Origin of the sequence: Arthrobacter globiformis NBRC 12137, assembly GCF_000238915.1 — a bacterium.
In the GTDB taxonomy this organism is placed as follows: Bacteria; Actinomycetota; Actinomycetes; order Actinomycetales; family Micrococcaceae; genus Arthrobacter; species Arthrobacter globiformis.
The window spans coordinates 21,931-45,464 of sequence record NZ_BAEG01000085.1 but is presented as its reverse complement, the minus strand read 5'-3'; the positions used below and the strand labels follow the sequence as shown (position 1 = coordinate 45,464).

The 23,534-nt window shown below is 66.4% G+C and carries 23 protein-coding genes and 1 tRNA gene; 16 read left to right on the top strand and 8 right to left on the bottom strand.

The genetic code is table 11. The annotated features are described in order from the left end of the window. Positions 1-16: 16 nt before the first annotated feature. Positions 17-184: a hypothetical protein gene (locus ARGLB_RS23720; protein WP_003804817.1), complete on the bottom strand. Its 168-nt coding sequence runs from the start codon at positions 182-184 to the stop codon at positions 17-19. Between the two features lie 81 nt (positions 185-265). Here ARGLB_RS23720 and ARGLB_RS16910 point away from each other — a divergent pair, with 81 nt between their 5' ends. After that, positions 266-1,234, top strand: a complete 969-nt coding sequence (locus ARGLB_RS16910; RefSeq protein ID WP_003804815.1) for a GlxA family transcriptional regulator — start codon at positions 266-268, stop codon at positions 1,232-1,234. On the opposite strand, the gene ARGLB_RS16905 is transcribed toward ARGLB_RS16910, so the two are convergent. From ARGLB_RS16905 to ARGLB_RS16880, 6 genes are all read right to left on the bottom strand, one after another. Continuing rightward, the gene (locus ARGLB_RS16905) at positions 1,235-1,561 is read right to left on the bottom strand and encodes a protealysin inhibitor emfourin (RefSeq protein WP_003804812.1); all 327 of its coding nucleotides are present in this window, start codon (positions 1,559-1,561) and stop codon (positions 1,235-1,237) included. A gap of 60 nt (positions 1,562-1,621) precedes the next feature. Continuing rightward, positions 1,622-2,662 carry a M4 family metallopeptidase gene (locus ARGLB_RS16900; protein ID WP_003804810.1) on the bottom strand — a complete coding sequence of 347 codons (1,041 nt, stop codon included), beginning with the start codon at positions 2,660-2,662 and terminating at the stop codon, positions 1,622-1,624. Between the two features lie 98 nt (positions 2,663-2,760). Next, positions 2,761-2,833 (bottom strand) — tRNA-Arg (locus tag ARGLB_RS16895). Positions 2,834-2,925: 92 nt separating this feature from the next. After that, positions 2,926-4,482: a ferredoxin--NADP reductase gene (locus ARGLB_RS16890; protein WP_003804808.1), complete on the bottom strand. Its 1,557-nt coding sequence runs from the start codon at positions 4,480-4,482 to the stop codon at positions 2,926-2,928. After that, positions 4,479-5,351: an FAD:protein FMN transferase gene (locus ARGLB_RS16885; protein ID WP_003804807.1), complete on the bottom strand. Its 873-nt coding sequence runs from the start codon at positions 5,349-5,351 to the stop codon at positions 4,479-4,481. The genes ARGLB_RS16890 and ARGLB_RS16885 overlap by 4 nt, the downstream gene beginning before the upstream one ends. A gap of 9 nt (positions 5,352-5,360) precedes the next feature. After that, complete coding sequence (locus tag ARGLB_RS16880; RefSeq protein ID WP_003804805.1) at positions 5,361-5,822, bottom strand: FMN-binding protein; 462 nt, start codon at positions 5,820-5,822, stop codon at positions 5,361-5,363. Positions 5,823-6,027: 205 nt separating this feature from the next. Between ARGLB_RS16880 and argS the strand changes: the two genes are divergently transcribed. The 10 genes from argS to ARGLB_RS16830 all read left to right on the top strand — a co-directional run bounded on the left by argS (position 6,028) and on the right by ARGLB_RS16830 (position 18,993). Beyond that, positions 6,028-7,677, top strand: a complete 1,650-nt coding sequence (gene argS, locus ARGLB_RS16875; protein WP_003804802.1) for an arginine--tRNA ligase — start codon at positions 6,028-6,030, stop codon at positions 7,675-7,677. Between the two features lie 5 nt (positions 7,678-7,682). Then, entirely contained in the window at positions 7,683-9,155 is a 1,473-nt protein-coding gene (lysA, locus tag ARGLB_RS16870; RefSeq protein WP_003804801.1) for a diaminopimelate decarboxylase, read from the top strand. Then, complete coding sequence (locus ARGLB_RS16865; RefSeq protein ID WP_003804799.1) at positions 9,156-10,472, top strand: homoserine dehydrogenase; 1,317 nt, start codon at positions 9,156-9,158, stop codon at positions 10,470-10,472. Then, positions 10,473-11,579, top strand: coding sequence for a threonine synthase (gene thrC / locus ARGLB_RS16860; protein WP_003804798.1), 1,107 nt, complete (start codon positions 10,473-10,475; stop codon positions 11,577-11,579). Positions 11,580-11,590: 11 nt separating this feature from the next. Continuing rightward, positions 11,591-12,556, top strand: a complete 966-nt coding sequence (thrB, locus tag ARGLB_RS16855; protein WP_003804796.1) for a homoserine kinase — start codon at positions 11,591-11,593, stop codon at positions 12,554-12,556. Between the two features lie 446 nt (positions 12,557-13,002). Then, positions 13,003-15,183, top strand: a complete 2,181-nt coding sequence (gene rho, locus ARGLB_RS16850) for a transcription termination factor Rho (protein WP_003804795.1) — start codon at positions 13,003-13,005, stop codon at positions 15,181-15,183. Positions 15,184-15,457: 274 nt separating this feature from the next. Next, positions 15,458-16,531: a peptide chain release factor 1 gene (prfA, locus tag ARGLB_RS16845; RefSeq protein ID WP_003804794.1), complete on the top strand. Its 1,074-nt coding sequence runs from the start codon at positions 15,458-15,460 to the stop codon at positions 16,529-16,531. A gap of 15 nt (positions 16,532-16,546) precedes the next feature. Continuing rightward, the gene (prmC, locus tag ARGLB_RS16840) at positions 16,547-17,446 is read left to right on the top strand and encodes a peptide chain release factor N(5)-glutamine methyltransferase (protein ID WP_003804792.1); all 900 of its coding nucleotides are present in this window, start codon (positions 16,547-16,549) and stop codon (positions 17,444-17,446) included. Positions 17,447-17,461: 15 nt separating this feature from the next. Next, entirely contained in the window at positions 17,462-18,226 is a 765-nt protein-coding gene (locus tag ARGLB_RS16835) for an L-threonylcarbamoyladenylate synthase (protein ID WP_003804790.1), read from the top strand. Beyond that, entirely contained in the window at positions 18,223-18,993 is a 771-nt protein-coding gene (locus ARGLB_RS16830) for a WecB/TagA/CpsF family glycosyltransferase (RefSeq protein WP_003804787.1), read from the top strand. The genes ARGLB_RS16835 and ARGLB_RS16830 overlap by 4 nt, the downstream gene beginning before the upstream one ends. Before the next feature lie 63 nt (positions 18,994-19,056). Here the strand turns inward: ARGLB_RS16830 and ARGLB_RS16825 are convergent, their stop codons facing one another. After that, positions 19,057-19,953, bottom strand: a complete 897-nt coding sequence (locus ARGLB_RS16825) for a glycosyltransferase (protein WP_003804786.1) — start codon at positions 19,951-19,953, stop codon at positions 19,057-19,059. A gap of 346 nt (positions 19,954-20,299) precedes the next feature. Here ARGLB_RS16825 and ARGLB_RS16820 point away from each other — a divergent pair, with 346 nt between their 5' ends. From ARGLB_RS16820 to atpE, 5 genes are all read left to right on the top strand, one after another. After that, positions 20,300-21,427, top strand: a complete 1,128-nt coding sequence (locus ARGLB_RS16820; protein WP_003804784.1) for an MraY family glycosyltransferase — start codon at positions 20,300-20,302, stop codon at positions 21,425-21,427. Between the two features lie 91 nt (positions 21,428-21,518). Beyond that, positions 21,519-22,016, top strand: coding sequence for a hypothetical protein (locus ARGLB_RS16815; RefSeq protein ID WP_003804781.1), 498 nt, complete (start codon positions 21,519-21,521; stop codon positions 22,014-22,016). Positions 22,017-22,066: 50 nt separating this feature from the next. Further along, positions 22,067-22,354, top strand: a complete 288-nt coding sequence (locus ARGLB_RS22895) for a hypothetical protein (RefSeq protein ID WP_083839693.1) — start codon at positions 22,067-22,069, stop codon at positions 22,352-22,354. A gap of 81 nt (positions 22,355-22,435) precedes the next feature. Further along, positions 22,436-23,236, top strand: a complete 801-nt coding sequence (gene atpB / locus ARGLB_RS16810) for a F0F1 ATP synthase subunit A (protein ID WP_003804778.1) — start codon at positions 22,436-22,438, stop codon at positions 23,234-23,236. Between the two features lie 78 nt (positions 23,237-23,314). After that, on the top strand, positions 23,315-23,533 hold the full coding sequence (gene atpE / locus ARGLB_RS16805) for an ATP synthase F0 subunit C (protein ID WP_003804776.1): 219 nt from the start codon (positions 23,315-23,317) through the stop codon (positions 23,531-23,533). Position 23,534: the final 1 nt, after the last annotated feature.

The following is a 23,534-nucleotide window of genomic DNA, read 5'->3' as shown; positions in this document are numbered from 1 at the left end:
GTGGATGGACGGTTTGCTAGAAGATGCGCATGGTGTAGTTGCTGCTCGGCAGGTCCAGCGCGGACCAGTCCCGGACCGAGTGCTCGGGAGGGGTGTGGCCGCGGCCATCCCGCAGGATGGCGCCGACCGTAGCGGCAGCTGCAACGAGGACCAGAACAAGGAGGGCGATTCCGAAGATTTCCATGTCTCCATGGTTCTCCTGGGGAACCTCCGAAAGAAGTGGCAGAAATGCCTAAAAAGTACAAATTTCTGCCATACTAGAAACATGCTCAAAACAGTGGCAGTCATCGTGGTTCCCAACTTCTCGATCTTTGAGTTCGGTACCGCTTTTGAGGTGTTTGGCATCAACCGTTCGGACCGGGGAACAGGCGTGCCGCAGTTCGACTTCCGCGTGTGCACTCCGGTGCCAGGAGACGTTCCGCTGAAGTCCGGCCTCACCATGAATGTGGGCCTCGGCCTCGAAGCCGCCGCCGATGCCGACCTGGTGATCATGGCGCCCTATGGCAGGGACGAAGACGTTCCGGAATCCGTCCTCGATGCCCTCCGGGCGGCGCACAACCGCGGCGCATGGGTGATGTCGATCTGCTCCGGCGCGTTTGCACTGGCGCGAGCCGGGCTCCTGGATGGACTCCGGTGCACCACGCACTGGCACTACTCGGGAGAGCTCGCCGCCCAGTACCCCAAGGTCCTGGTGGACGAGAACGTCCTTTATGTCGAGGACAGCAGGATCATCACCAGCGCCGGGACAGCGGCGGGCATTGACGCCTGCCTGCATCTGGTGAGGACCGAATTCGGTGCTGCCGTGGCGGCCGCCATCGCCAGGGATATGGTGGTCCCGCCGCACCGCGACGGCGGCCAGGCCCAGTTCATCGACCGGCCCATGCCCGAGTGCGGCTCCCAGCCCATGGAGGAGCTCCTCCGGTGGATGGTGGAGAACCTGGACGAGGAACACCCCGTCCACGAGCTGGCCGCCCGGGTGCACATGTCCCCGCGCACCTTTGCCCGGCGGTTCCGTGCTGAAACAGGGGCCACCCCGGCCGCGTGGCTCAACTCACAGCGCGTCCTGCGCGCCCAAGAGCTTCTGGAATCCACGGAGCTGAATATCGACGAGGTGGCGCGGCAGTCAGGGTTCGGGCACCCCGTGCTGCTCCGGCACCACTTCGCCAAGGTGCTGGACACGAGTCCGCAGTCCTACCGCCGGGCCTTCCGCGGCCAGATGGTCCCGGCAGGGTAGCTAGCGCCGGAAGCCGGCTTCGCCGCCGCCGGGCCGCGATTCTTCAGCGGCAGTCCGGGTGGACTCCACGAGCACCCGCCAGGGGCCGGTAACCGCCGTTTCCGGCAGGGTGGCGCGGCGTTGGCCGGCGCGGATGGAGTACATGAAGCGGTCCGGCTGCCCGTCCGGCTGCCCGTCCGGCGCCTGCCGGGGGTCGTCGACGGCGTCCCATGGGCACGCTTCGACGAGCGGCTGCCAGCGGCTCTTTTCACTGGTCGTGACGGCCTGTACCGTCCAGACGCGGGTGAGTGCGGCTATCCCGCCGCTGCGCTCGACTGTGATTTTCATGGCGCCGTTCCCGGGGTTCCGCGACTGCCGGGAAGCGGAAGGCCACAGTCCCGGCGTCGGTTAGAGCTTTACCTTCACAGTCTCCCACGCCCCGCGCACTGCGTCATGCTCTGCGGACTCCTCGCCGAACAGTTCCTTCGCCGTTGCCGCGGTTGCTTTGGCGAAGGCTGTAAAGGTGGTGGCGGTGCTCAGCGAGCCGCCCGTCAGGGTCTCGTACCAGATCTGGCCCGGCGCATCCCAGGCGTTGCCGCCCAGAGTCTGGGCGACGAGGCAGAACGCCCGGTTCGGAATGCCGGAGTTGATGTGCACTCCGCCGTTGTCCGACCGTGTGCGGACGTAGGAGTCCATGGAGTCCGGCTGCGGGTCCTTGCCGAGGACGTCGTCGTCGTAGGCCGTTCCCGGCGCCTTCATGGAGCGCAGGGCGGACCCTTCAACCTGCGGCGTGAACAGGCCCTCGCCGATCAGCCAGGACGCTTCGGCGGCGGTCTGCTTCCGGAAATACTGCTCCACGAGTGCGCCGAAAACGTCGGAGACGGACTCGTTGATGGCCCCCGCCTGGTTGCGGTAGGCGAGTCCGGCCGAAAACTGCGTCACCCCGTGGGCCAGTTCATGGCCGATCACGCTGAGCGACCTCGTGAAGCGCTCGAAGACCTCCCCGTCGCCGTCGCCAAACACCATCTGCTGGCCATCCCAAAACGCGTTGTCATACATCCTGCCGAAGTGGACGGTGGCCTTCAGCGGCATTCCCAACCCGTCGATCGAGTTCCGTCCGAAGGCGTCCGCGTAAAGACTGTGTGTATGTCCGAGTCCGTCATACGCCTCGTCGACGGCGGGATCGCCGGTGGCGGCGTCTCCCTCTTTCCGGACAACCTGCCCGGGCAGCGACTCGCCGGACTTCGCGTCGAAGACGGACCTGTTGACCGGAGAGGGCTCCAGCTGCCTGATGCCGGCAGGAGCCGTTGGTGCCGAGGTCCGTGCAGCGTGCACGGCGCCAACATGGAGCAGGGCTTCCCTGGCGGCGCGGGCAACTGCCGAGAAGCGGGGGGATCCCTGGGCGGCCAAGCGGCGGAGGATGTACGGCGGAACGATTGAACAGACCATGCCACTCACCCTACGAACGGCCTCTGACATTCGGGCTCAGGCGCACGGGAAATACAGGAAACCCCCGCCGCTTGAGTAAGCGGCGGGGGTTTCTTCTGTGCCCTCGATAGGATTCGAACCTACGGCCTTCTGCTCCGGAGGCAGACGCTCTATCCCCTGAGCTACGAGGGCATCCAGGGATCCTGCCGTTCCCGGCCGGACGTCCTAGAGCTTAGCAGGAAGGTGGGCCGGAACGGAAACGAAACCCGTTTTCCTGCCCCATCTCAGTATCCCGCGAACGAATCCACATGGATACGGCGTGCGCCGGCATGCCGCGCGGCGCGCCGCAGCGATCCGACGCTGGCCGGTGAACCCGAGATGAAGACCCTTCGCTGCCCGATGTCCGGCACCAGCCGTTTCAGCGCGTGACCGTCCAGCCGTGCCCCCGGGGCAAGCAGCGCGCCGGCGTCCTCGATGAAGTCCGGCGGCGCCGACCCATCGCCGAGCCGGGCGACGATGCGGGCACCGGAATCCTGCAGTTCCGCCGCATAAGCGAGTTCCGAAGCACTCCGGGCGAGGTAGAGGAGCACGGTGTCGCGCTCGCGGGCCACCCCGCCGGACAGGTGCGCCAGGTAGGGCGTGATGCCGATGCCCGCGGCAATCAGCAGTACAGGATCCGAACCCTTCGGCAGGACGAAATCGCCCGCCACTGTGGTGGCTGTGAGCTCCTCGCCGGGCTTGAGGGACAGCAGCTTGCGCTTTGCGGCGGAAACGGGGTCAGCCGTACCGACCCCGATCTTCACATGCTTTGCGTCGGGCGGGCTGGTCAGGCTGAAGACGCGGCGCCTGCCCCGACCGTCCGGCTTGGCGTGCGGAAGGTCCAGTTCCAGGTACTGGCCGGGCGCGTGGCGGAGCGGGCGCTGGGGGCGGAAGACGAATTCCGTCGTCGTCGGCGTCAGGCTGCGGGAGTGGCTGAACAGCAGCCGGACACTTCCACGCTGGCCTGACAGGAACGCGAGCAGGTTGCCGACGAGCAGTGCCAGCTCCGGGGAGTTTGCCATGAAGCCGAAGTTGAAGGGCGTGGCCAGCAGAACCCCGACGACGGCGGCCATCGCCAGCTGCTGCCAGCGCCTGGGCGGCAGGGTGAGCGGCTCAGTAAGCATGAACCCGGCAAAAAACAGGACGGGGCCCTGCGCCAAGGTTTGCCACACGGCACTTCCGAGGTCGACGCCGGAGGGTACCTGCACCGCGGCCACGACGGCGGTGGCCACCAGGATGAAGACTGCGGCCATGGGCGTTTTCCGGGTGCGGTGGAGCACCAGCAGGACGCCCGGAACCAGGAGCCACAGCATGGCAGGTGTGCCGGCCCACCACGTGGTGATGTTGAGACCGGTCAGCCCGGTGATGAAGGCCCCGGCGGCCGCGGGGTTGAAAACGTGGCGGCCACGCCAGGCGAGGGCGTACTTGGAGGCTGAGGCCAGGACGCAGGCCAGGGCCACTCCGGCCAGGTCCATCGGCGCAAACGCCGGGCCGAGCTGCGTGGGCCAGAACAGGAAGTAGAGCAGCAGGCCCGTAATCAGCGAGGATTCCGAATGTGGCTGAACGCGGAACAGTGCGGCCAGGCCGCGGTTGGAGATGTACGTCAGTCCCAGGCAGAGGGCCAGGTGGGCGAGCAGGTTCGGGATGCCGAACGTCAGCCAGCCGAGGGGGTCGAGGAGGAGGCTGTGGGCCGCCAGCACGGCAAGGACCAGCAGCACCAGCCGGTACATCGTGAAGCGGCCCAGGTGCGCATCCAGGGCGGTGCCGGGTGAGGCCTGCTGCCGGGAGGTGGTTGAACTCATGTGAACAGGGCTCCTTCGAATTCCGCGGAGTACTCCGCGCTGCCGTTGGAAAATACCTTGAGCCAGGAAAAAGAAAAATAGCGTTCCAGGTCCTCGGCCGGAACCAGGAACAGGGCGGTGGCGAGGGCGTCTGCCTCCATGGCTGTGCGCGCCCGGGCCCAGGTGGCCACGACCGTCCTGACCGGCGCCCCGGTGGTGCCGTCCAGGACGTGATGGAGGCCGTCTCCCCAGGCCCGCCGGTTCGACGCCGAAGCACAGAGGGCGCCGGATCCCAGGGGCACGGTCCCTATCGCCTTGCCGGGGTCGTACGGGTGCTCCAGGGCCACCTGCACCGGCTCCTGCCCGCCGTGCAGCAGGTCGCCGCTGGCGTCGATGAAGAAGTCCGTAACCCCGTGGCCCCTGAGCTGTTCGGCCAAGAGGTCCACGAGCTGCCCCTTGCCGGCCGCGCCTATGTCCAGCACCACGGGGGCGGTGGTGCGCAGTGAGGTTCCGCGCCATTCCAGTACGGTGTCCCAGGCCGGGGGTGGTGCGGCTTCCCCGCGGGGCTGCAGTGAATAGTGCGGATCGTAGCCCAGCCGCTCAAGGCTTTCGCCGATGAGGGGCGTCATGGCCCCGCCGCTGAGCGTATAGAGCTGCCGGTAGAGGGCGGCCAGGCCGGTGGCTTCGCGCGGCAGTTCGTACTGCCCGGGCGCCACGGAGATCCGGGTTACCAGCGAGTCCTCGCGGAACCTGGACCACGTGGAGTCGTAGCGCTCCACTTCGGCCAGAACTGAGCTGCGCTGTCCCGGGGACAACGGGACAGGGGTGGAGATTTCCCAGCTGGTTCCGATGCCGTCAAACCGGAAGTCCTGCCAGCCCGCATGCGGCATGGCGGCCGCCTACAGGGCCTGCGCCTTGATCGCTTCGACTGCCTGGTTGAAGCCGCCGCTGGTCAGGGAGGAGCCCGCTACTTTGGAGACCTCGATCTCATCCAGGCTCTTGCCCACCACCTGGTCAGCAATGCCGCCGGCGAACTGGCCCTGGAACTTCCGGGTGTTGGGGTTGGACGGGTGCTCGGTGATCTCCACCGCGGACACCGTGCCGTTGGCCAGCGTCAGCTGGACGCCCACGGTTTCGGTGCCGTTGGGGGACTTGTAGTTGCCGTCCGCGCTGTAGGTCCCGTCCTTGTAGCCGGCAGCGGAACCCGATGCTGTTCCCGACGCCGAAGCGGATGCCGCCGCCGAGGGCTCGGTCTCCTGCGCGGCAGGCTGCTGGGTGGATGGCGCGCAGCCGGCCACCGTTCCGGCGAGGGACAGGCCGGCCATGCCGGCGAAAACAGTTTTGCGGATTGAAGTCTTCACGGGGTCTCTTTTCGTGGTGCGGGCACGCCAGGGACAGCGTTGAGTTCAGTGTTCATGTTCAGCGTTGATGTTTCAACAATTTCGGTGGTGACTAAAGGCTAAAGGCAATTCCTGTGAATTTCCCTACTATTTGCTGTGACACCGGGGGAGTGTGCCAGGCCCATCGGATTCCGCGCGGCGACGGGCTCCCCGCTAGTCTAGGAGTGTGACTCCCGAAGAACTCTCCCTCGCAATATCCGCCTGCCTGAAAGACGCCGTTGCCGCCGGCGACATCGCCCTTGCCGAGGCGGCTATACCGGACTCCGTCCTGGTTGAGCGTCCGAAGAACCGGGAGCACGGCGACTGGGCCACCAACATCGCCCTGCAGCTGGCCAAGAAGGCCGGAACGAACCCGCGCGAATTCGCCACGCTGCTCAGCGCCCGGCTCAAGGACATCAACGGCGTGGATGGTGTGGAAATCGCCGGTCCCGGCTTCCTGAACATCACAGTTGACGCTGCCACCGCCGGAGCGCTGGCCAAGGTCATCGTTGAAGCAGGCAGGGAATACGGCACCAACGCCGCGCTCGCCGGCCACACCGTGAACATGGAGTTTGTTTCCGCCAACCCCACCGGCCCGCTGCATATCGGCCACACCCGCTGGGCGGCCCTGGGCGACTCGATCGCCAGGGTGCTTCGCGCCTCGGGTGCCGACGTCACCGCCGAGTATTACATCAACGACGCCGGCTCCCAGATGAATGTGTTCGCCAACTCGGTGTTGTCGCGCCTGCACGGCCGCGACGTGCCTGAGGGCGGCTACCCGGGAGAATACATCCGCGATCTCGGCCATGAGGTCCTGACCCGGCACCCGGACATCCGCGAACTGACGGATGCTGCGGCACTGCCCGTTATCCGGGCCGCGGCCTACGAGGCGCAGCTCAAGGACATCAAGGACACCCTGGCGGACTTCGGGGTCTCCTTCGACGTGTTCTTCTCCGAGCAGGAGCTTCACGACGCCGGCGCCATCGAAAGTGCCGTTGCCCGCCTTCGCGAGCAGGGCCACGTTTTCGACGACGGCGGTGCCGTCTGGCTGCGCACCACCGACTTCGGTGATGACAAGGACCGCGTCATGATCCGCGCGAACGGCGAACCGACCTACTTCGCCGCCGACGCCGCTTACTACCTGTCCAAGAAGGACCGCGGCTACACGGAAAAGATCTACCTCCTGGGAGCCGACCACCACGGCTACATCAACCGGCTCAAGGCCATTGCCGCCGCGGCCGGGGACGACCCCGAGGTCAACATTGAGGTCCTGATTGGCCAGCTGGTGTCCGTCAACGGCGCCAAGCTCTCCAAGCGCGCAGGCAACATCATTGAGCTCAAGGACCTGATCTCCTGGCTGGGAACGGACGCGGTCCGCTATTCGCTGGCACGCTTCCCGGCCGATTCCCCGCTCACGCTGGACCCCGAGCTGCTCAAGAAGCACTCCAACGAGAACCCCGTGTTCTACGTGCAGTACGCGCACGCCCGCTCGTGCGGCACCGCCCGCAACGCCGTGGCTGCCGGGGTGGACCGGAGCGCCTTCGACGCCTCCCTGCTGGACCACGCCACGGAGAACGAACTGCTCTCCTACCTGGGCAGCTACCCCTCCATCGTGGCCAAAGCGGCGGAACTCCGCGAGCCGCACCGCGTGGCACGGCACCTCGAGGTCATCGCCGGTGCCTACCACCGCTGGTATGACGCCTGCCGGGTGGCGCCCATGGGCGACGAACCCGTCACGGACACCAACCGCACCAGGCTGTGGCTCAACGACGCCACCAGCCAGGTGCTCGCCAACGGACTCGAACTGCTGGGCGTTTCGGCGCCGGAACGGATGTGATCGGATTGCAGGAATCCACCAGCCCAGCCTCGCCGCTGGCTCCGGATTGGCTCGGCGTCCCCGCGGACCTCAATGCCCTGCACACCCCGGTATGGGCCGGCGGAGTGGAGCGGAACGCCGGCGGCGAACTTGCCGTTGACGGGATCCCGGTCAGCGCCCTCAAGGAGCAGTTCGGCACGCCGCTTTTCGTCATGAGCGAATCGGACTTCCGTGCCCGCGCCCGTGCCTTCAAGGATGCGTTCGACGACGCCTTCGCCGACATCTGCGGGGGAGTGGACGTCTACTACGCCGGCAAGTCCTTCCTGTGCACCGCCGTCGCGGCGTGGGTAGCCGACGAGGGCCTGCGGCTGGATACGTGTTCCGGCGGTGAACTTGCCGTCGCAGCCCGTGCCGGCATCGACGGTGCCAACCTGTCCCTGCACGGCAACAACAAGTCCGACGCCGAGATCAACCGGGCGCTGGACATGAACCTCGGCCGCATCGTGGTGGACAGCCTGGACGAGCTGGAGCGCGTGGCCAAGATCGCCGCCGGCCGCGGGGAGACCGCCAAGGTCATGCTGCGGCTGACGCCCGGTGTGCACGCCCACACCCACGAGTTCATCGCCACCGCCCACGAGGACCAGAAATTCGGCCTCTCCATGGCGGAGGATTCCACTGCTGAGGCGGGCCTGTCCGCTGCCGAGGAAGCCGTCGCCGCGGCAACGTCCTACGCCAGCGTGGAGCTGCTGGGCCTGCACTGCCACATCGGTTCGCAGATCTTTGAGCCGGACGGCTTTGCGCTGGCCGCCGAGAAGCTCCTTTCCTTCCTGGCGGCTGTGCAGGCCAAATATTCCATCACCCTGCCCGAACTTGACCTCGGCGGCGGCTACGGCATCGCCTACACGCCGGTGGATACGCCCCGCCCGGCCGCCGACATCGCGAAGGCGATGGCCGCCGTCGTGCGTTCCAAATGCGCCGAACTGGGGATTACAGCACCCCGGATTTCCATCGAGCCGGGCCGTGCCATCGTGGGCAGCAGCACCTTCACGCTGTACGAGGTGGGCACCCTGAAAACCGTCCGGGTGGACGCCCCGGCCGCCGGCTCCGGCGAATCCGCCGAAAAAAACGTTACGCACCCGCGCCGCTATGTGTCAGTGGACGGCGGCATGAGCGACAACGCCCGTCCGGTGCTGTATGACGCGGATTATTCGGCCATTCTCGCGTCGAGGACTTCCGCAGCGGCCCCGCAGCTGTCCCGCGTAGTGGGCAAACATTGCGAGAGCGGCGACATAGTTGTTAGAGATGTATATCTGCCCGAGGACGTGGCAGCCGGTGATCTGCTCGCTGTACCGGGGACCGGCGCCTACTGCTGGGCCCTGTCAAGCAACTACAACTATCTGGCCCGGCCGGGCGTTGTCGCTGTGCGCGACGGATCTCCCCGGCTCATTGTCCGCGGGGAAACCGAAGAAGATCTGCTGAACCGCGACATGGGAGCCTGAATGACCGAATTGCGAACCCTGAAAGTGGCCCTGCTGGGCTGTGGCAACGTCGGGGCTCAGGTGGCGCGGATTCTGATCGACGACGCCGGCACCCTGGCGCCGCGCACCGGCGCCCGCCTGGAACTGGCCGGCATCGCGGTGCGGAACCTCGATGCCGAGCGCGAGGTGGACCTCCCGCGCGAGCTGTTCACCACCGACGCTGAAACGCTGGTCAAGGACGCCGACCTCGTGATCGAGCTGATGGGCGGCATCGAGCCCGCCCGGTCGCTGATCCTGTCAGCCATCCAGAACGGCGCCAGTGTGGTCACGGGCAACAAGGCCCTGCTGGCGGCCGACGGTCCTGCGCTCTACGAAGAGGCGGACAAGGCCGGCGTCGAGCTGTCCTACGAAGCCGCCGTGGCAGGCGCCATCCCCATCCTGCGCCCCATCCGCGACAGCCTGTCCGGCGACCGCATCACCCGTGTGCTGGGCATCGTCAACGGCACCACCAACTTCATCCTGGACCAGATGGACTCCACCGGCGCGCAGTTCGCCGACGCACTCGCCGAGGCCCAGCGGCTCGGCTACGCCGAAGCTGACCCTACAGCCGACGTCGAGGGCCACGACGCCGCCGCCAAGGCCGCAATCCTGGCGTCCCTGTCGTTCCACACCCGCTTCGACCTGGAGCACGTCTACTGCGAGGGAATCACCCGCGTCAGCGCCGCGGACATCGCCGCCGCGAAGGAGGCCGGCTTTGTCATCAAGCTGCTGGCCATCGCCGAGAAAATCGGCAACGGTGACGGCAGCGAGGGCGTTTCCGTGCGCGTGCACCCGACGCTGCTGCCCCGCGAACACCCGCTGGCAGCCGTCCGCGGTGCCTTCAACGCTGTCTTCGTCGAGGCGGAGAACGCCGGTGAACTGATGTTCTACGGCCAGGGTGCCGGTGGAACACCGACGGCGTCAGCCGTGCTGGGCGACCTCGTCTCGGCTGCCCGCCGCATCGTCCTGGGCGGTCCCGGACGCATCGAGTCCACCACCGGCCACGTCCCGGCGCTGCCCATCGACGCCGCGACCACCAGCTACTACATCGGCCTGGACGTGGCGGACCAGCCCGGCGTGCTGGCCAAGATTGCCCAGCTCTTCGCGGAGCACGGCGTCTCCATCGAAATCATGCGCCAGACCATCCACCGCGATGCCGACTCCAACGTGGAATCGGCCGAGCTGCGGATCGTCACCCACCGCGCAAGCGAAGCTGCACTGGCAGCGACCGTCGAAGCCGTGAAGGGCCTTGACGTGATCAATTCCGTTACATCCGTACTTCGGGTAGAAGGAGCTTAAGTGGCTCACCAATGGCGCGGTGTCATCCGCGAATACGCTGACCGTCTGCCCGTAACGGCGGCCACCAGGGTCATCACCCTCGGCGAGGGCGGCACGCCCCTGGTCTACGCCCAGAAGCTCTCCGAGCTGACCGGCTCTGACGTCTACCTCAAGGTCGAGGGCATGAACCCGACCGGTTCCTTCAAGGACCGCGGCATGACCATGGCCATGACCGCGGCCGTGGAGGCCGGGGCCAAGGCCGTTGTGTGCGCCTCCACCGGAAACACGTCCGCCTCCGCTGCCGCGTACGCCACCGCCGCCGGCCTGACCTGTGCCGTGCTGGTGCCCGAAGGCAAGATCTCCATGGGCAAGCTGAGCCAGGCCATCGCGCACGGTGCCACGCTCCTGCAGGTTGACGGCAACTTCGACAACTGCCTGGACATCGCCCGCAAGCTGGGCGAGTCCTACCCTGTCTTCCTGGTCAACTCCGTGAACCCGGCCCGCATCCAGGGCCAGAAGACGGGCGCCTTCGAGATCGTCGACGCCCTGGGCGACGCCCCGGACATCCACGTGCTGCCGGTCGGCAACGCCGGAAACATCACGGCCTACTGGAAGGGCTACAAGGAGTACTCCGCCCCGTTCGAGTCCGAGACCGCCGGAACGCTTGCACCCGTCGCCACCAAGACCCCCGCCATGTGGGGCTTCCAGGCCGCCGGCGCCGCGCCGTTCGTGGCCGGCCACCCCATCACGGAACCGGACACCATCGCCACCGCCATCCGGATCGGCAACCCGGCCTCCTGGGACGGCGCCATCGCCGCCCGTGACGAGTCCGGCGGATTCATCGATTCCGTCACTGACGAGGAAATCCTGGCCGCCCACCGCTGGCTGTCCTCCCGCGAAGGCGTCTTCGTGGAGCCCGGCTCGGCCGCCGGCGTCGCGGGCCTGCTCAAGAAGCACGCCGCAGGCGAGGTGCCGTCCGGCAAGACCATCGCCATCACCGTCACCGGCCACGGCCTCAAGGACCCCCAGTGGGCCCTCAGGACCGAGGACGGCAGCGATGTCCAGCCCGTCAAGGTGCCCAACGACGTCGTGACCGTTGCTGCAGAACTGGGACTGGAAGACAAATAACAGTGGAAACCATGCTGCCGCAGACCGCCCAGCTGCCCGCCATCCAGGCCGGGCAGCTGGTGACGGTCCGGGTTCCGGCCACCAGCGCCAATCTTGGCCCCGGCTATGACAGCCTCGGGCTGGCACTCACGCTGCACGACACCCTCACCGTGGAGAGCCTGGACAGCGACGAGCTGGTCTTCGAACTCAGCGGCGAGGGTGCCGATTCCCTTCCGCGCGACGCCAGCCACCTGGTGGTCCGGGCGATGAATGCCGCCTTCGGACGGGTGGGCTACCGTCACACCGGCCTGAAGATCACCGCCGAAAACGTTAATCCGCACGGCCGTGGCCTGGGTTCGTCGGCGTCGGCGGTCGTGGCAGCCGTGACGGCGGCCAACGCGCTGCTGCCCGCGGGGGAGCAGCAGGACCGGAACTGGATCCTGCAGCTGACCAGCGAACTGGAAGGCCACCCGGACAACGTCGCTCCCGCGATCTACGGCGGACTGGCGCTGTCGTGGCAGGACAGTGACCAGTACAGCAGCACCTGCGCCACCGTCGACGCGGCCGTCATCCCCATCGTGGCAGTTCCGGACTACGAGCTCTCTACCGAGGCCGCGCGCGCCTTGCTCCCCGCGTCCATCGGTCACCACGCGGCCGCGATGAACTCCGGCCGGGCTGCGCTTCTGATCCATGCGCTCACCCAGAAGCCTGAATTCCTGCTGGCCGGCACGGAGGACTTCCTGCACCAGAGCTACCGCGCGGAGGCGATGCGGCCCAGCGCCGGCCTGATCAAGGCGCTCCGCGGCGCCGGCCACGCCGCCGTTGTGTCCGGAGCCGGACCCACGGTTCTGGTCCTGGCCAACGGCGAGGCAGAGGCCGCCACCGTTCTGGAATTCATTGCCGCGTTTTCGGGGGCAAACACGCCGGACATCAACTGGCGTGTGATGAAGCTGGCAGTCGACGTCGAAGGTGCTAAAGTGGGAGTGCACCGGCGGTAACACCGCATGCAGTCTCCGCAGTCACCACCGCATTCACTGAATCGCCATATCGTTCATTGATGCAGCCCGACGGCGACTCTGCAGTCGAGAGGGCCCTGCAGCCAAGAGACCGTGCAGTCCACGACTCCGAGAATGGCCTTAAACGGCCATCGGGTCAGAATCTGCTTCGATCTGCTGCTGCTGCTTCGATCTCTTATTGCGCAATATTTTCCGGTGCCGCCTGCTTGGCCTGGCCAGGAACCTACAGATGTGTATCTGTTCCCTGAACCGCCAGTCCGCCGCCCCGCCAGTTATGCGGAGCGTTTGAAGGTGATCAGTATCCGGCCCTGCTGGCCGAACTCCAACCGGCAAGGCCGACATCCCGGCTGCAGATCTGAACTGCAGCCCAGATCCAATCATCGCGTCCAGCTCACAGTCTGGACGCCGTCGAGGGGGAAGGATCCTTCGTGACCGAAACCACTGAGCTGTCGCCAGCTGTGGAAACACCATCTTCTGCTTCCGGATCGTTGACGGAAGCGCCCGCCAAGAGCAGCGGCCTTGCCGGCCTGAAGCTCGCCCAGTTGCAGGCTCTTGCCAGCCAGCTGGGTATCTCCGGCGGATCCCGCATGCGTAAGGGCGACCTGGTGACGGCCATTTCCGCGCACCGTGCAGGCACGTCCGCCACCGTCACCAAGGCACCGGCACGGACGGCCGCCAAGGCTGCCGCAACCATCCCCGCCGCCCCCGCCGCCGAAACCGCCGCAGCCCCGGCCGCTGAAGCAGCCGAGGCTCCGGCGCAGGAAACCCGTGCACGTGGCCGCGGCCGCAGCCGCCGGGCAGTAAGCGACGGCATCGTTGCAGCTTCCGCGGCGGAAACGGCCGCCGCTGAGGCTCCGGCCGCGGCAGCACCGGCCGCTGCCGAGGCGCCCGCCGCCGCTCCGGCCGCCGAGGGCGCAGCTTCCACCGAGGCAGAAGGCGCAGAACGCCGCCAGCCCCGCACCCGCAACCGCCGCCGTGGCGAAGCAGCCGCAGCCGCTCCGGCCGAGGCACCCGCTGCTCCGGCCGAAGCGGCCCCCGAGGCCCGCGGTACGGAAACCCGCGGTGCGGAAACCCGTGGCGTTGAGGCCCGCGGTGCCGAGGCACGCGGTACTGAAGCACGCGGTGCCGAGGCCCGCGAGCAGGCACCCGAAGGCGAAGCCGGACAGCGCGAACGCCGGGATGCCCGCGGCCGCGGTGGCCGTGACGCCGGCGAAGCTGGCGGACGCGACACCCGCCGTGACGATAACCGCCGCGACGACACCCGCGACGCCGACGACGACGGCGGCAGCCGCCGCAACCGGCGGAACCGCCGCGACCGGAACGACCGCAACGAGCGCTCGGACAGCCGCGACAACTCGCGCAACGACCGCTTCCGCGACCGCAACGACCGCCGTCGGGGACGCGCCCAGGGACCGGACGTCGACGACGTCGAGGTCACTGACGACGACGTGCTGCTGCCGGTGGCCGGCATCCTGGATGTCCTCGAAAACTACGCGTTCATCCGCACCTCCGGTTACCTCCCGGGCCCGAACGACGTGTACGTTTCCCTGGCCCAGGTCAAGAAGTACAACCTGCGCAAGGGCGACGCCGTCGTTGGCGCCATCCGCGCACCGCGCGACGGCGAAGACCGCGGCCAGCAGTCCGCCCGCCAGAAGTTCAACGCGCTGGTCCGCGTCACCTCTGTGAACGGCAAGACCGCCGAGGACCTCAAGGACCGCGTGGAGTTCGCCAAGCTGGTCCCGCTGTACCCGTCCGAGCGCCTGCGCCTCGAGACCGACCCCAAGAAGATCGGCCCCCGCGTCATCGACCTGGTTGCCCCGATCGGCAAGGGCCAGCGTGGCCTGATCGTCTCCCCGCCCAAGGCCGGCAAGACGCTCATCCTGCAGTCCATCGCCAACGCGATCACCACCAACAACCCTGAGGTCCACCTCATGATGGTGCTGGTGGACGAACGTCCCGAAGAAGTCACGGACATGCAGCGCACCGTCAAGGGCGAGGTCATTGCCTCCACCTTCGACCGTCCTGCCGACGACCACACCACCGTGGCCGAGCTCTCCATCGAACGCGCCAAGCGCCTCGTGGAAATGGGCATGGACGTCGTGGTGCTGCTGGACTCCATGACCCGTCTGGGCCGCGCCTACAACCTGGCAGCGCCGGCCTCCGGCCGCATCCTGTCCGGTGGTGTGGACTCCGCAGCACTGTACCCGCCCAAGCGGTTCTTCGGTGCTGCCCGCAACATCGAAAACGGTGGCTCGCTGACCATCCTGGCGACGGCCCTCGTGGAGACCGGATCCAAGATGGACGAGGTCATCTTCGAAGAGTTCAAGGGCACCGGCAACATGGAACTGCGCCTGTCCCGCCAGCTGGCGGACAAGCGCATCTTCCCCGCCGTGGACGTCAACGCCTCCGGCACGCGCCGCGAAGAAAACCTGCTCTCGGCCGAAGAGGTCAAGATCATGTGGAAGCTGCGCCGCGTCCTCTCCGGCCTTGAGACCCAGCAGAGCCTGGAACTCCTGACCAACAAGATCCGCGAGACCCAGAGCAACGTCGAGTTCCTCATGCAGGTTCAGAAGACGACGCTTGGTGCGAAGTCGGATAACGACAAGTAGCGTCGCGTAACCGCTGGTTTCTGGCGGTTCCGCGCGCTGGCGCCGCACGGATTTTCCGCCCCCGCCCCTACGCTGGGAGGCTTGCGATCTTCGATCGCGGGCCTCCCAGCTCCGGCAGGCCCGCAAGGGAGATGACGAGGGCCCCGACCTGAGCTTGCGAAGGTTGGGAGTCATCGACTGCTCCCGGGGCGGCAAAATCCGTGCGGCTTCGTCGTTAACTCGCCACCTGCGGTCCATCACTAGACTTGGTTACAAGTCGAAAGAGGTTTTGAAAATGTTTGAGTCCGTACAGGGCCTGTTGGATGAGCATGATGCTATTCAGGCGCAGCTGGGGGATCCGGCTGTTTATGCTGACCAGAAGCTGGCGCGGAAGCTGGGGCGGCGGTCTGCCCAGTTGAATGGCATCGTGGACGCCTACCACAAATGGGAGGCTCTCCGGGATGACCTCGCGGCTGCCAAGGAGATGGCTGCCGAGGACCCTGACTTTGCTGCCGAGGTGCCTGAACTGGAGGAAGCCCTGGAGACCGCGGCGGCGCGGCTTCGCCGGCTGCTGATTCCCCGCGACCCGGACGATGCACGCAACGTGATCCTTGAGGTCAAGGGCGGCGAAGGCGGCGACGAGGCTGCCCTCTTCGCCGGCGACCTGCTGCGCATGTACACCCGCTACGCCGAGTCACGGGGCTGGAAGACCGAGATCATCTCCTCCACCGAATCCGACCTCGGCGGCTACAAGGACGTCCAGGTGGCCGTCAAGGGAAGCTCCAACGATCCCGCCGAAGGGGTGTACGCACGGCTCAAGTTCGAGGGCGGCGTGCACCGGGTCCAGCGTGTGCCGGTGACGGAGTCCCAGGGCCGCATCCACACGTCGGCCGCGGGCGTCCTGGTCCTGCCCGAGGTGGATGAGCCCGAAGAGCTCGAGATCAACCAGAACGACCTGAAGATCGACGTCTACCGGTCCTCCGGTCCCGGCGGCCAGTCCGTCAACACCACCGACTCCGCCGTCCGCATCACGCACCTCCCCACCGGAATCGTGGTGGCCATGCAGAACGAGAAGTCCCAGCTGCAGAACCGTGAAGCCGGCATGCGCGTCCTCCGTGCCCGCATCCTGGCGCACCAGCAGGAGCAGATCGACGCCGCCAACTCCGAGCAGCGGAAGTCCCAGATCCGCACCATGGACCGGTCCGAGCGGATCCGCACGTACAACTACCCGGAAAACCGGATCGCCGACCACCGCACCGGCTACAAGGCCTACAACCTTGACCAGGTCATGAACGGTGACCTCGAGCCGGTCATCCAGTCGGCCATCGAGATGGACGAGCAGGCGCGCCTGGACGCCATCGGCGACTAGGCGCCCAAGGATCACATGACGTCCGAGCACACTTCGGAGCAGGCTGCCCAGTCCCTGGCTGCTGCGGTCCGCGAGGCGACCGAGCGCCTGACCGAGGCTGGCGTGCCCAGCCCCCGGGTGGACGCCGAGTTGCTGGCCGACCATTTGCTGGGCGTGGGCCTGGGCCGGCTCCGGGCCATGATGCTCGGAGATGCGCCGGCCCCGGCAGGCTACGCCGAACTCGTTGCCGAACGCGCCACCCGGATTCCGCTCCAGCACATCACCGGCGTGGCGCACTTCCGCTACCTCCAGCTCGCGGTTGGGCCCGGCGTCTTCATTCCCCGCCCGGAAACGGAGTCCGTGGTGCAGCTGGTCATTGACCGGCTGCAGGCACTGGAACGTGCCGGCGTGGTCCGTCCCAAAGTGGTGGATCTTGGCACCGGCTCCGGTGCCATCGCCGGATCAATCGCGCACGAGGTGCCCGAGGCCGAGGTGTACGCGGTCGAGTTCAGTGAATTCGCGCACGCCTGGGCGGCAAAGAATCTCCGGCCGCTGGGGGTCACCCTGCTGCTGGGGGACCTGCGGAACGCGATGCCGGAACAGAACGGGACGTTCGACGTCGTGGTGTCCAACCCGCCGTACATCCCCGCCGAAGCCATCCCCAATGAACCGGAAGTGGCGCTCCACGACCCTCCGGAAGCGCTCTACGGCGGCGGAGCGGACGGCATGGAACTGCCGACGGCGGCCGCCGCCTCGGCGGCACGGCTTCTGGTTCCCGGCGGCTACTTCGTGATGGAACACGCCGAAGTCCAGGCCGGCTGGATATCGGCGATGCTGAAGCGGACGGGGCTCTGGACCGACGTCACCACGCATTTTGACCTTAACGGCAAGGAACGCGCCACCAGCGCCGTCCTTGCTTTCCAGCCCGCGGAGTAATGAAAGAATGAGGCAGTGACCACTACGTACAACTGCACGGCCGACGACGAGCGCACCGCCGGAATCGCCCACGCGCGGCGGGCGATCCTGGAGAAGAAGTGCGTTGTCCTTCCCACGGACACCGTCTACGGAATCGCTGCCGATGCCTTTTCCCCGCAGGCCGTCACCATGCTGCTGGTCTCCAAGGGCCGCGGCCGGAACATGCCGCCGCCCGTCCTGATTCCGCGCCTCAATGCGCTCGACGGTCTGGCCACCGATGTCTACCCGGATGCCCGCGACCTTGCCGAGGCCTTCTGGCCCGGCGGGCTGACTCTCATCTTCCACGCCCAGCCGTCCCTCGACTGGGACCTGGGCGAGACGAAGGGCACGGTCGCCCTTCGCATTCCGGACGATGAGGTGGCCATCGACCTGCTGACCGTTACCGGCCCCCTCGCCGTGTCCTCGGCAAACAGGACGGGCCAGGCTCCGGCGCAGACAGCCTACGAAGCGCAGTCCCAGCTCGCGGAGTCCGTGGAGGTCTACCTTGAAGGCGGCTTCCGGCCGGTCGAGGGAACCGACGCACGGCCGTCCACCATCGTGGATGCCACATCGTTGCCCCTGCGTGTGGTCCGTGAGGGGGCCATCAGCATCGAGCGGCTGCGCGGGGTGGTTCCCGGAGTTCTCGACATCAACGGCAACGCGGCGGATGACGCCGAGGTTTCCCAAGACGACGCCGAGGCCGCCGCTGCGGATGCTTCTGCGCAGCCCGACGCCGGCGAAAAGCCCGCAAGCGCCGAATGACGCTGCAGAGGCAACCGGTACCGTTCCTCGGAGTGGATGCCACGCCCTTGGACGTCGACGGACTCACCGCAGTCCTCAACGGATTCGTGGCTGACGGCAGTACCAGGACCGTCGTCGGACACAATCTCCACAGCGTGACGCTTTTCCACTCCGAACCCGAGTTCAGGAAGTTCTACGAGAACAGCGACGTTGTCCTTCTCGACGGTGCGCCCGTCCTCTGGCTGTGGGGGAGGGGCCGGGCAAAGACGGGCCGGGACACACGGCCCGTCATGGACTACCGTCTTGGTTCAACGGACTGGATTCCCGCGCTGGGCCGATTGGACGGCCTCCACCGCATCGCCGTCCTTGGGGCCGGGGCGACGGCCAACGCCAAGGCCGTGGAGAAGCTGCAGGGCATCGTGCCGGGCGCTGCTGTCTCCGGAATGCCGGGGGAGGGCTGGGATCCGGATTTGGAGGAGAAGGCCGCCGCATGGCTGGCGGAAGTACAGCCGCAGCTGGTCCTGATCGGCCTCGGCATGCCCCTGCAGGAAGAGGTGCTGTGGCGCCGCCTGCCGTCGCTGCCGCCCGCGGTCTATTGTGCCGTCGGGGGAGCCATCGAGCAGATCGCCGGCATCCAGAAGCTGGCACCACGCTGGCTTGGCCGGCTGGGCCTGGAGTGGGCCTGGCGGCTGCTGCTGCACCCGCGCCGCGTAGCCTACCGGGTGTTCGGTGAGCCGTGGGTCCTGCTGGGACTGCTGCTGCGGCGCCGGCTGCGCGGCCACGGCTGACAGATCAGGGCTGACGGAACCCGGCTGCGGGGCCGGGCAAAACAGGATGCCCGGCCCCGTGCGTTAGAACTTCTGGTCCTTCAGCGGGCCAAAGCCCTTGCCGCGGAGCCCCGTGGAGAACGCCCGGAACCAGTCCGCGAGCCCGCGGAGATCGCCCCGGCGGAGGAAATAGCCGAGGTACCCGCCCACATCGGCCACCAGGGACTTCACACGGAAATGGCGGCGGATCAGGTAGCCGCGGTTGCGGTAGTAGTAGTAGCGCTTGAAGGCGCCCTCCGGAACGATGACGTGCCAGCGGGCGCCGAAGACGTGCTTCGTTTCGGAAAACGCGTGCGGGTGCATGATCGCAGCCGTGGTGACGGTGCCGAACCGGATGCCTGCCTTGCGCAGCCGGATGGTGAAGTCCACCTCGTCGCCGCGGATGAAGAGGCGCATGTCCGGCAGGCCCACCTTGAAGAAGACATCGGAGCGGATGAGCGCACCGTTGAAGAAATGGCCGTCGTTCGGCAGGAACCCGACTTTTTCCAGTGCGGCCCGGTCGTGGGAGACCTTGCCGTCCAGCCGGAAGAAGAAGGAGAGCTGGTCGGGATGCCCCGGAGCCACCACCAGGGGCACCACAGCCTCCAGGTCGCGTGCCTCCGCTTCCCGGATCAGCGTGGCCAGGCACTCGGCATCCGCCGGCTCGGCGTCGTCGTCCATCATCCAGACCCAGTCGGCGCCGCTGGCCACGGCCTTGAGCGCGGCAAGGGAGAAACCGCCGGCACCTCCGAGATTGGCTTCCGAACGGATGTAGTCCACATTCGCATGCTGGTCGGCGACGTCCTTCGCCGGCGCTGTGCCGCTGTCAACGAGGCAGATTGTGGACACGGGGGCCGTCTGCCCATTGATGGCTTTCAGCAGGACGGCGAGCTCTTGGGGACGGTCAAACGTCACGGCGGCAACTGCGACCGACACTGGCATTGCGGGGATCCTTTCAGCACAGCCGTCGGCAAGTTTCCCGCCGGCGTAAGGCCGTGTGACGCGAAGCGATGTACCCGTTGGCGTTAGTATCTTGACTAGAGTCCACTGTAATACAGCCCCGTCAGGCACTATGCACTGCCTGTCTGTGCGCATGGCGACGGAGAAGTTTCATTTATTGCACGTCAGATCCACACCCAACGAGCCCGCATGGTCCGCCCGGCCTGACCCCGAATCCGCATCCGTATAGCCCGCAGCCTTTCAGCTTGCAACGCGGCAGCGTCGTGCGCTGCGCCACCAGCAAGCGCTGCGCCAGCTGGCACAGCGCCACCGGAACGGTGGCCGCGCCATGATCATGTACCTGTCCATGATGCTGACAGCGGCGATCGTCTCCTACGGGGCAACCTGGGGTGCGCGGCTGATCGGCGACCGGCTTGAACTGTTCGCCCCGATCCGCAGCCGTGACATGCACTCCAGCCCCGTCTCGCGGCTCGGCGGGCTGGGGATTTTCGCCGGCGTACTGGTGGCGCTGGCCGTGGCAAGCCAGTCCTTCTTCGTCAAAGACATCTTCCGGAACAACGGCGCTCCGTGGGGTGTGCTGGCGGGTGCTGCCGTCATCGTGCTGGTGGGAGTGGCGGACGACCTCCTGGACCTTCGCTGGTGGGTCAAGCTGATCGGGCAGGCTTTCGCCGCGCTCGTGGTGGCCGTCTGGGGTGTACGCATGACCATCATCCCGTTCATTCCGGAGCCGATCCGTTTCGATTCGGACCCGGTCAACATCGTCCTCACCACAGGCCTCATCGTCGTCACGATGAACGCGTTCAACTTCATCGACGGGCTGGATGGGCTGGCAGCGGGGGTAGCCGTCATCGGCGGGTCCGCCTTCTTCCTCACCGCCTACTGGGTGCACCGCAACGCGCCGATCCTGGACCGTTCCGACCTCGCCACGCTGCTGACGGCAGTCCTCGTGGGCAGTTGCCTGGGCTTCCTGCCGCATAACTGGTTTCCCTCAAAGATCTTCATGGGGGATTCCGGCGCCATGCTGATAGGCCTGCTGATGGCGTCAGCCGGTGTGGTCTCCACCGGCCAGATCACCTCGGGGCTTTATGACCGCGTTAACGGTATTCCCACGATCATCCCCATCCTGCTGCCGTTTGCCGTGCTGTTCCTGCCGCTCCTGGACCTGTGCCTCGCGGTGGTGCGGCGCACCGCCGTCGGCCGTTCACCATGGTCCGCCGACCGCGGGCATCTGCACCACAAACTCATGGACATCGGTTACTCCCACCGCACTGCGGTCATGCTCCTGTATTTGTGGGCGGCAGTGCTGTCCTTCGGCGGCCTGGCCTTTGCCGTCTACCCCTGGCAGGTCGTGCTGGCAATAATGGTCGCCGCCACGCTGGTCATGGGTCTGGTCACGGCCTGGCCATACCTGAGCCGCCGCGGCGAGAACACCGGAGTGGGACAGGCGTCCGAGTAATAGGCGCTTTTTGGAAAATTTCTATCTCGTGTAGAATTCAGGTGCAGGCTCTTCCTGCACCACTCCTCCCTGCCCCGAAGATTGGGTTCGCATGACCTCCAACGCCGAGCCCGGACCTGTGTCCGGCAAAGGATCCGTTGGCGTCTCCGGGCCCACGCGGTCGCTCTGGCTCGGCCTGCTTGGACTGAGTTCTGCAGTAGCCGGTGGCGCCCTGGTCCTGACCGGCGTGGTGGCTGCCCTGCTGAACGGCTGGACCGGTGTTGTGTCCAGCAGCCTCGGCGGCCTGCTGGTGGTCGTGTTCTTCGCGATCAGCCTGTTGATCGGACACTTCGTGGGGCGTAACAACCCCTCGGGTGCCGTCGGCCTGTTCGTGGCGACATACTTCGTCAAGGTCATCGGTTTCGCCGTGGTGCTGTTCGCCGTCGGTGCTCCCGGCTGGCTGCACGGCCGCTGGTTCGTCATTGGCGCCGTCGTGGCCGTGGTCACCTGGCAGGCGGCCGAGATCTACGGTTTCAGCAAAGCCCGGCTGCAGATCTTCAACGACCCCGAACCGGACGGCGACGCCAACGGGAACGGGGGAAAGCGCTGATGTCCAAGGACAAACACCCCGGGAAAAACGAACCCGGGACACCCGAACCGATGCCCGGTCCTGCCGCTGTACCCGGCGAAAATTCCGACGGCGGTTACAACGCTGGAATGGCCGTCTTTAGCTACATTATTGGCGGAATCATCGTCTGGAGTTTGATAGGGTGGGGACTGGATTATCTGTGGGGAACCCGCTGGATTGTGCTCGCAGGCGCTCTGCTTGGAGCAGCGGGAGGGTTCTATCTGTCCCATATGCACGGCCTCACCAGTTCAAGGAAACCAACTGGCGGGAACGGTGCAGCCAGCGGCCCGTCCGAGGACGGGAACAGTAATGCCAAATAATTTCACGAGGGGGAGGGCAAGCATGACGCGCGCCGGAACCCGACCAACGCCCAACGATGGACACTGCAGAGAGGAAACGCGTTGATCGCGCTTGCGCTCCCGGCCCAAAATTCAGGAGAGTTCACACCTCCCGGAATTGAAGAAATGCACCTGCCGGCAATCCTGCCGTGGGGTGCGGCAGACGGATTCTCCAAGCAGATGCTGCTGGTTATCCTGTCCGTCGTCATTATCGCCACATTCTTTGTGCTCGCTGCACGGAAGCAGCAGCTCGTTCCCGGCAAGCTGCAGTTCGCAGGTGAAGCCGCCTACGGCTTCGTCCGCAACAGCATCGCCAAGGACATCATCGGCGGCAGGGACTTCATCAAGTACGTCCCGCTGCTGTTCAGCCTGTTCTTCTTCATCCTGGTGAACAACATCTACGGCGCAATCCCGCTGATCCAGCTCCCGAGCTTCTCGCACGTCGGCGGCGCCTACGTGCTGGCAGCCATCGTGTATGTCACCTGGATCGGCATCGGCATCAAGAAGAACGGCCTGCGCTACTTCAAGCTCGCCACCGTTCCCTCCGGTGTCCCGGTCTACATCCTGCCGATCGTCATTCCGATCGAGATCATCTCCAACTTCCTGGTCCGCCCGGTCACGCACAGCCTCCGTCTGTTCGCCACGATGCTGGCCGGCCACCTGATTGTCATGATCGCCGGTTCCGGCATCGAATACCTCGTCATGCAGGAGAACGTCCTCCTCAAGGGCACCTCGGTCCTGGTCCTCGCCGGTGCGATTGCCATGTACATGCTGGAAGCGCTGATCATGGCGCTGCAGGCGTACGTGTTCACCCTGCTGACCGCGATCTACATCGAAGGCGCACTCCACGCCGACAGCCACTAGGCACCTCAAACTTCCCCTCGCGGGGATGAAGCAACCCAAACAACCTGCCATATACATGGCATCTTGAAAGGAAGAAAAATGGAAGGCTCCATCAACGGCTCCCTCAACCTCATCGGCTACGGTCTCTCGGCCATCGGCGGTGGTATCGGTGTGGGTCTCGTGTTCGCCGCCTACATCAACGGTGTGGCACGTCAGCCGGAAGCTCAGCGCGTCCTGCAGCCGATCGCATTCCTCGGCCTTGCGCTGACTGAAGCCCTCGCCATCCTGGGCCTGGTCTTCGCTTTCGTTCTCAAGTAAA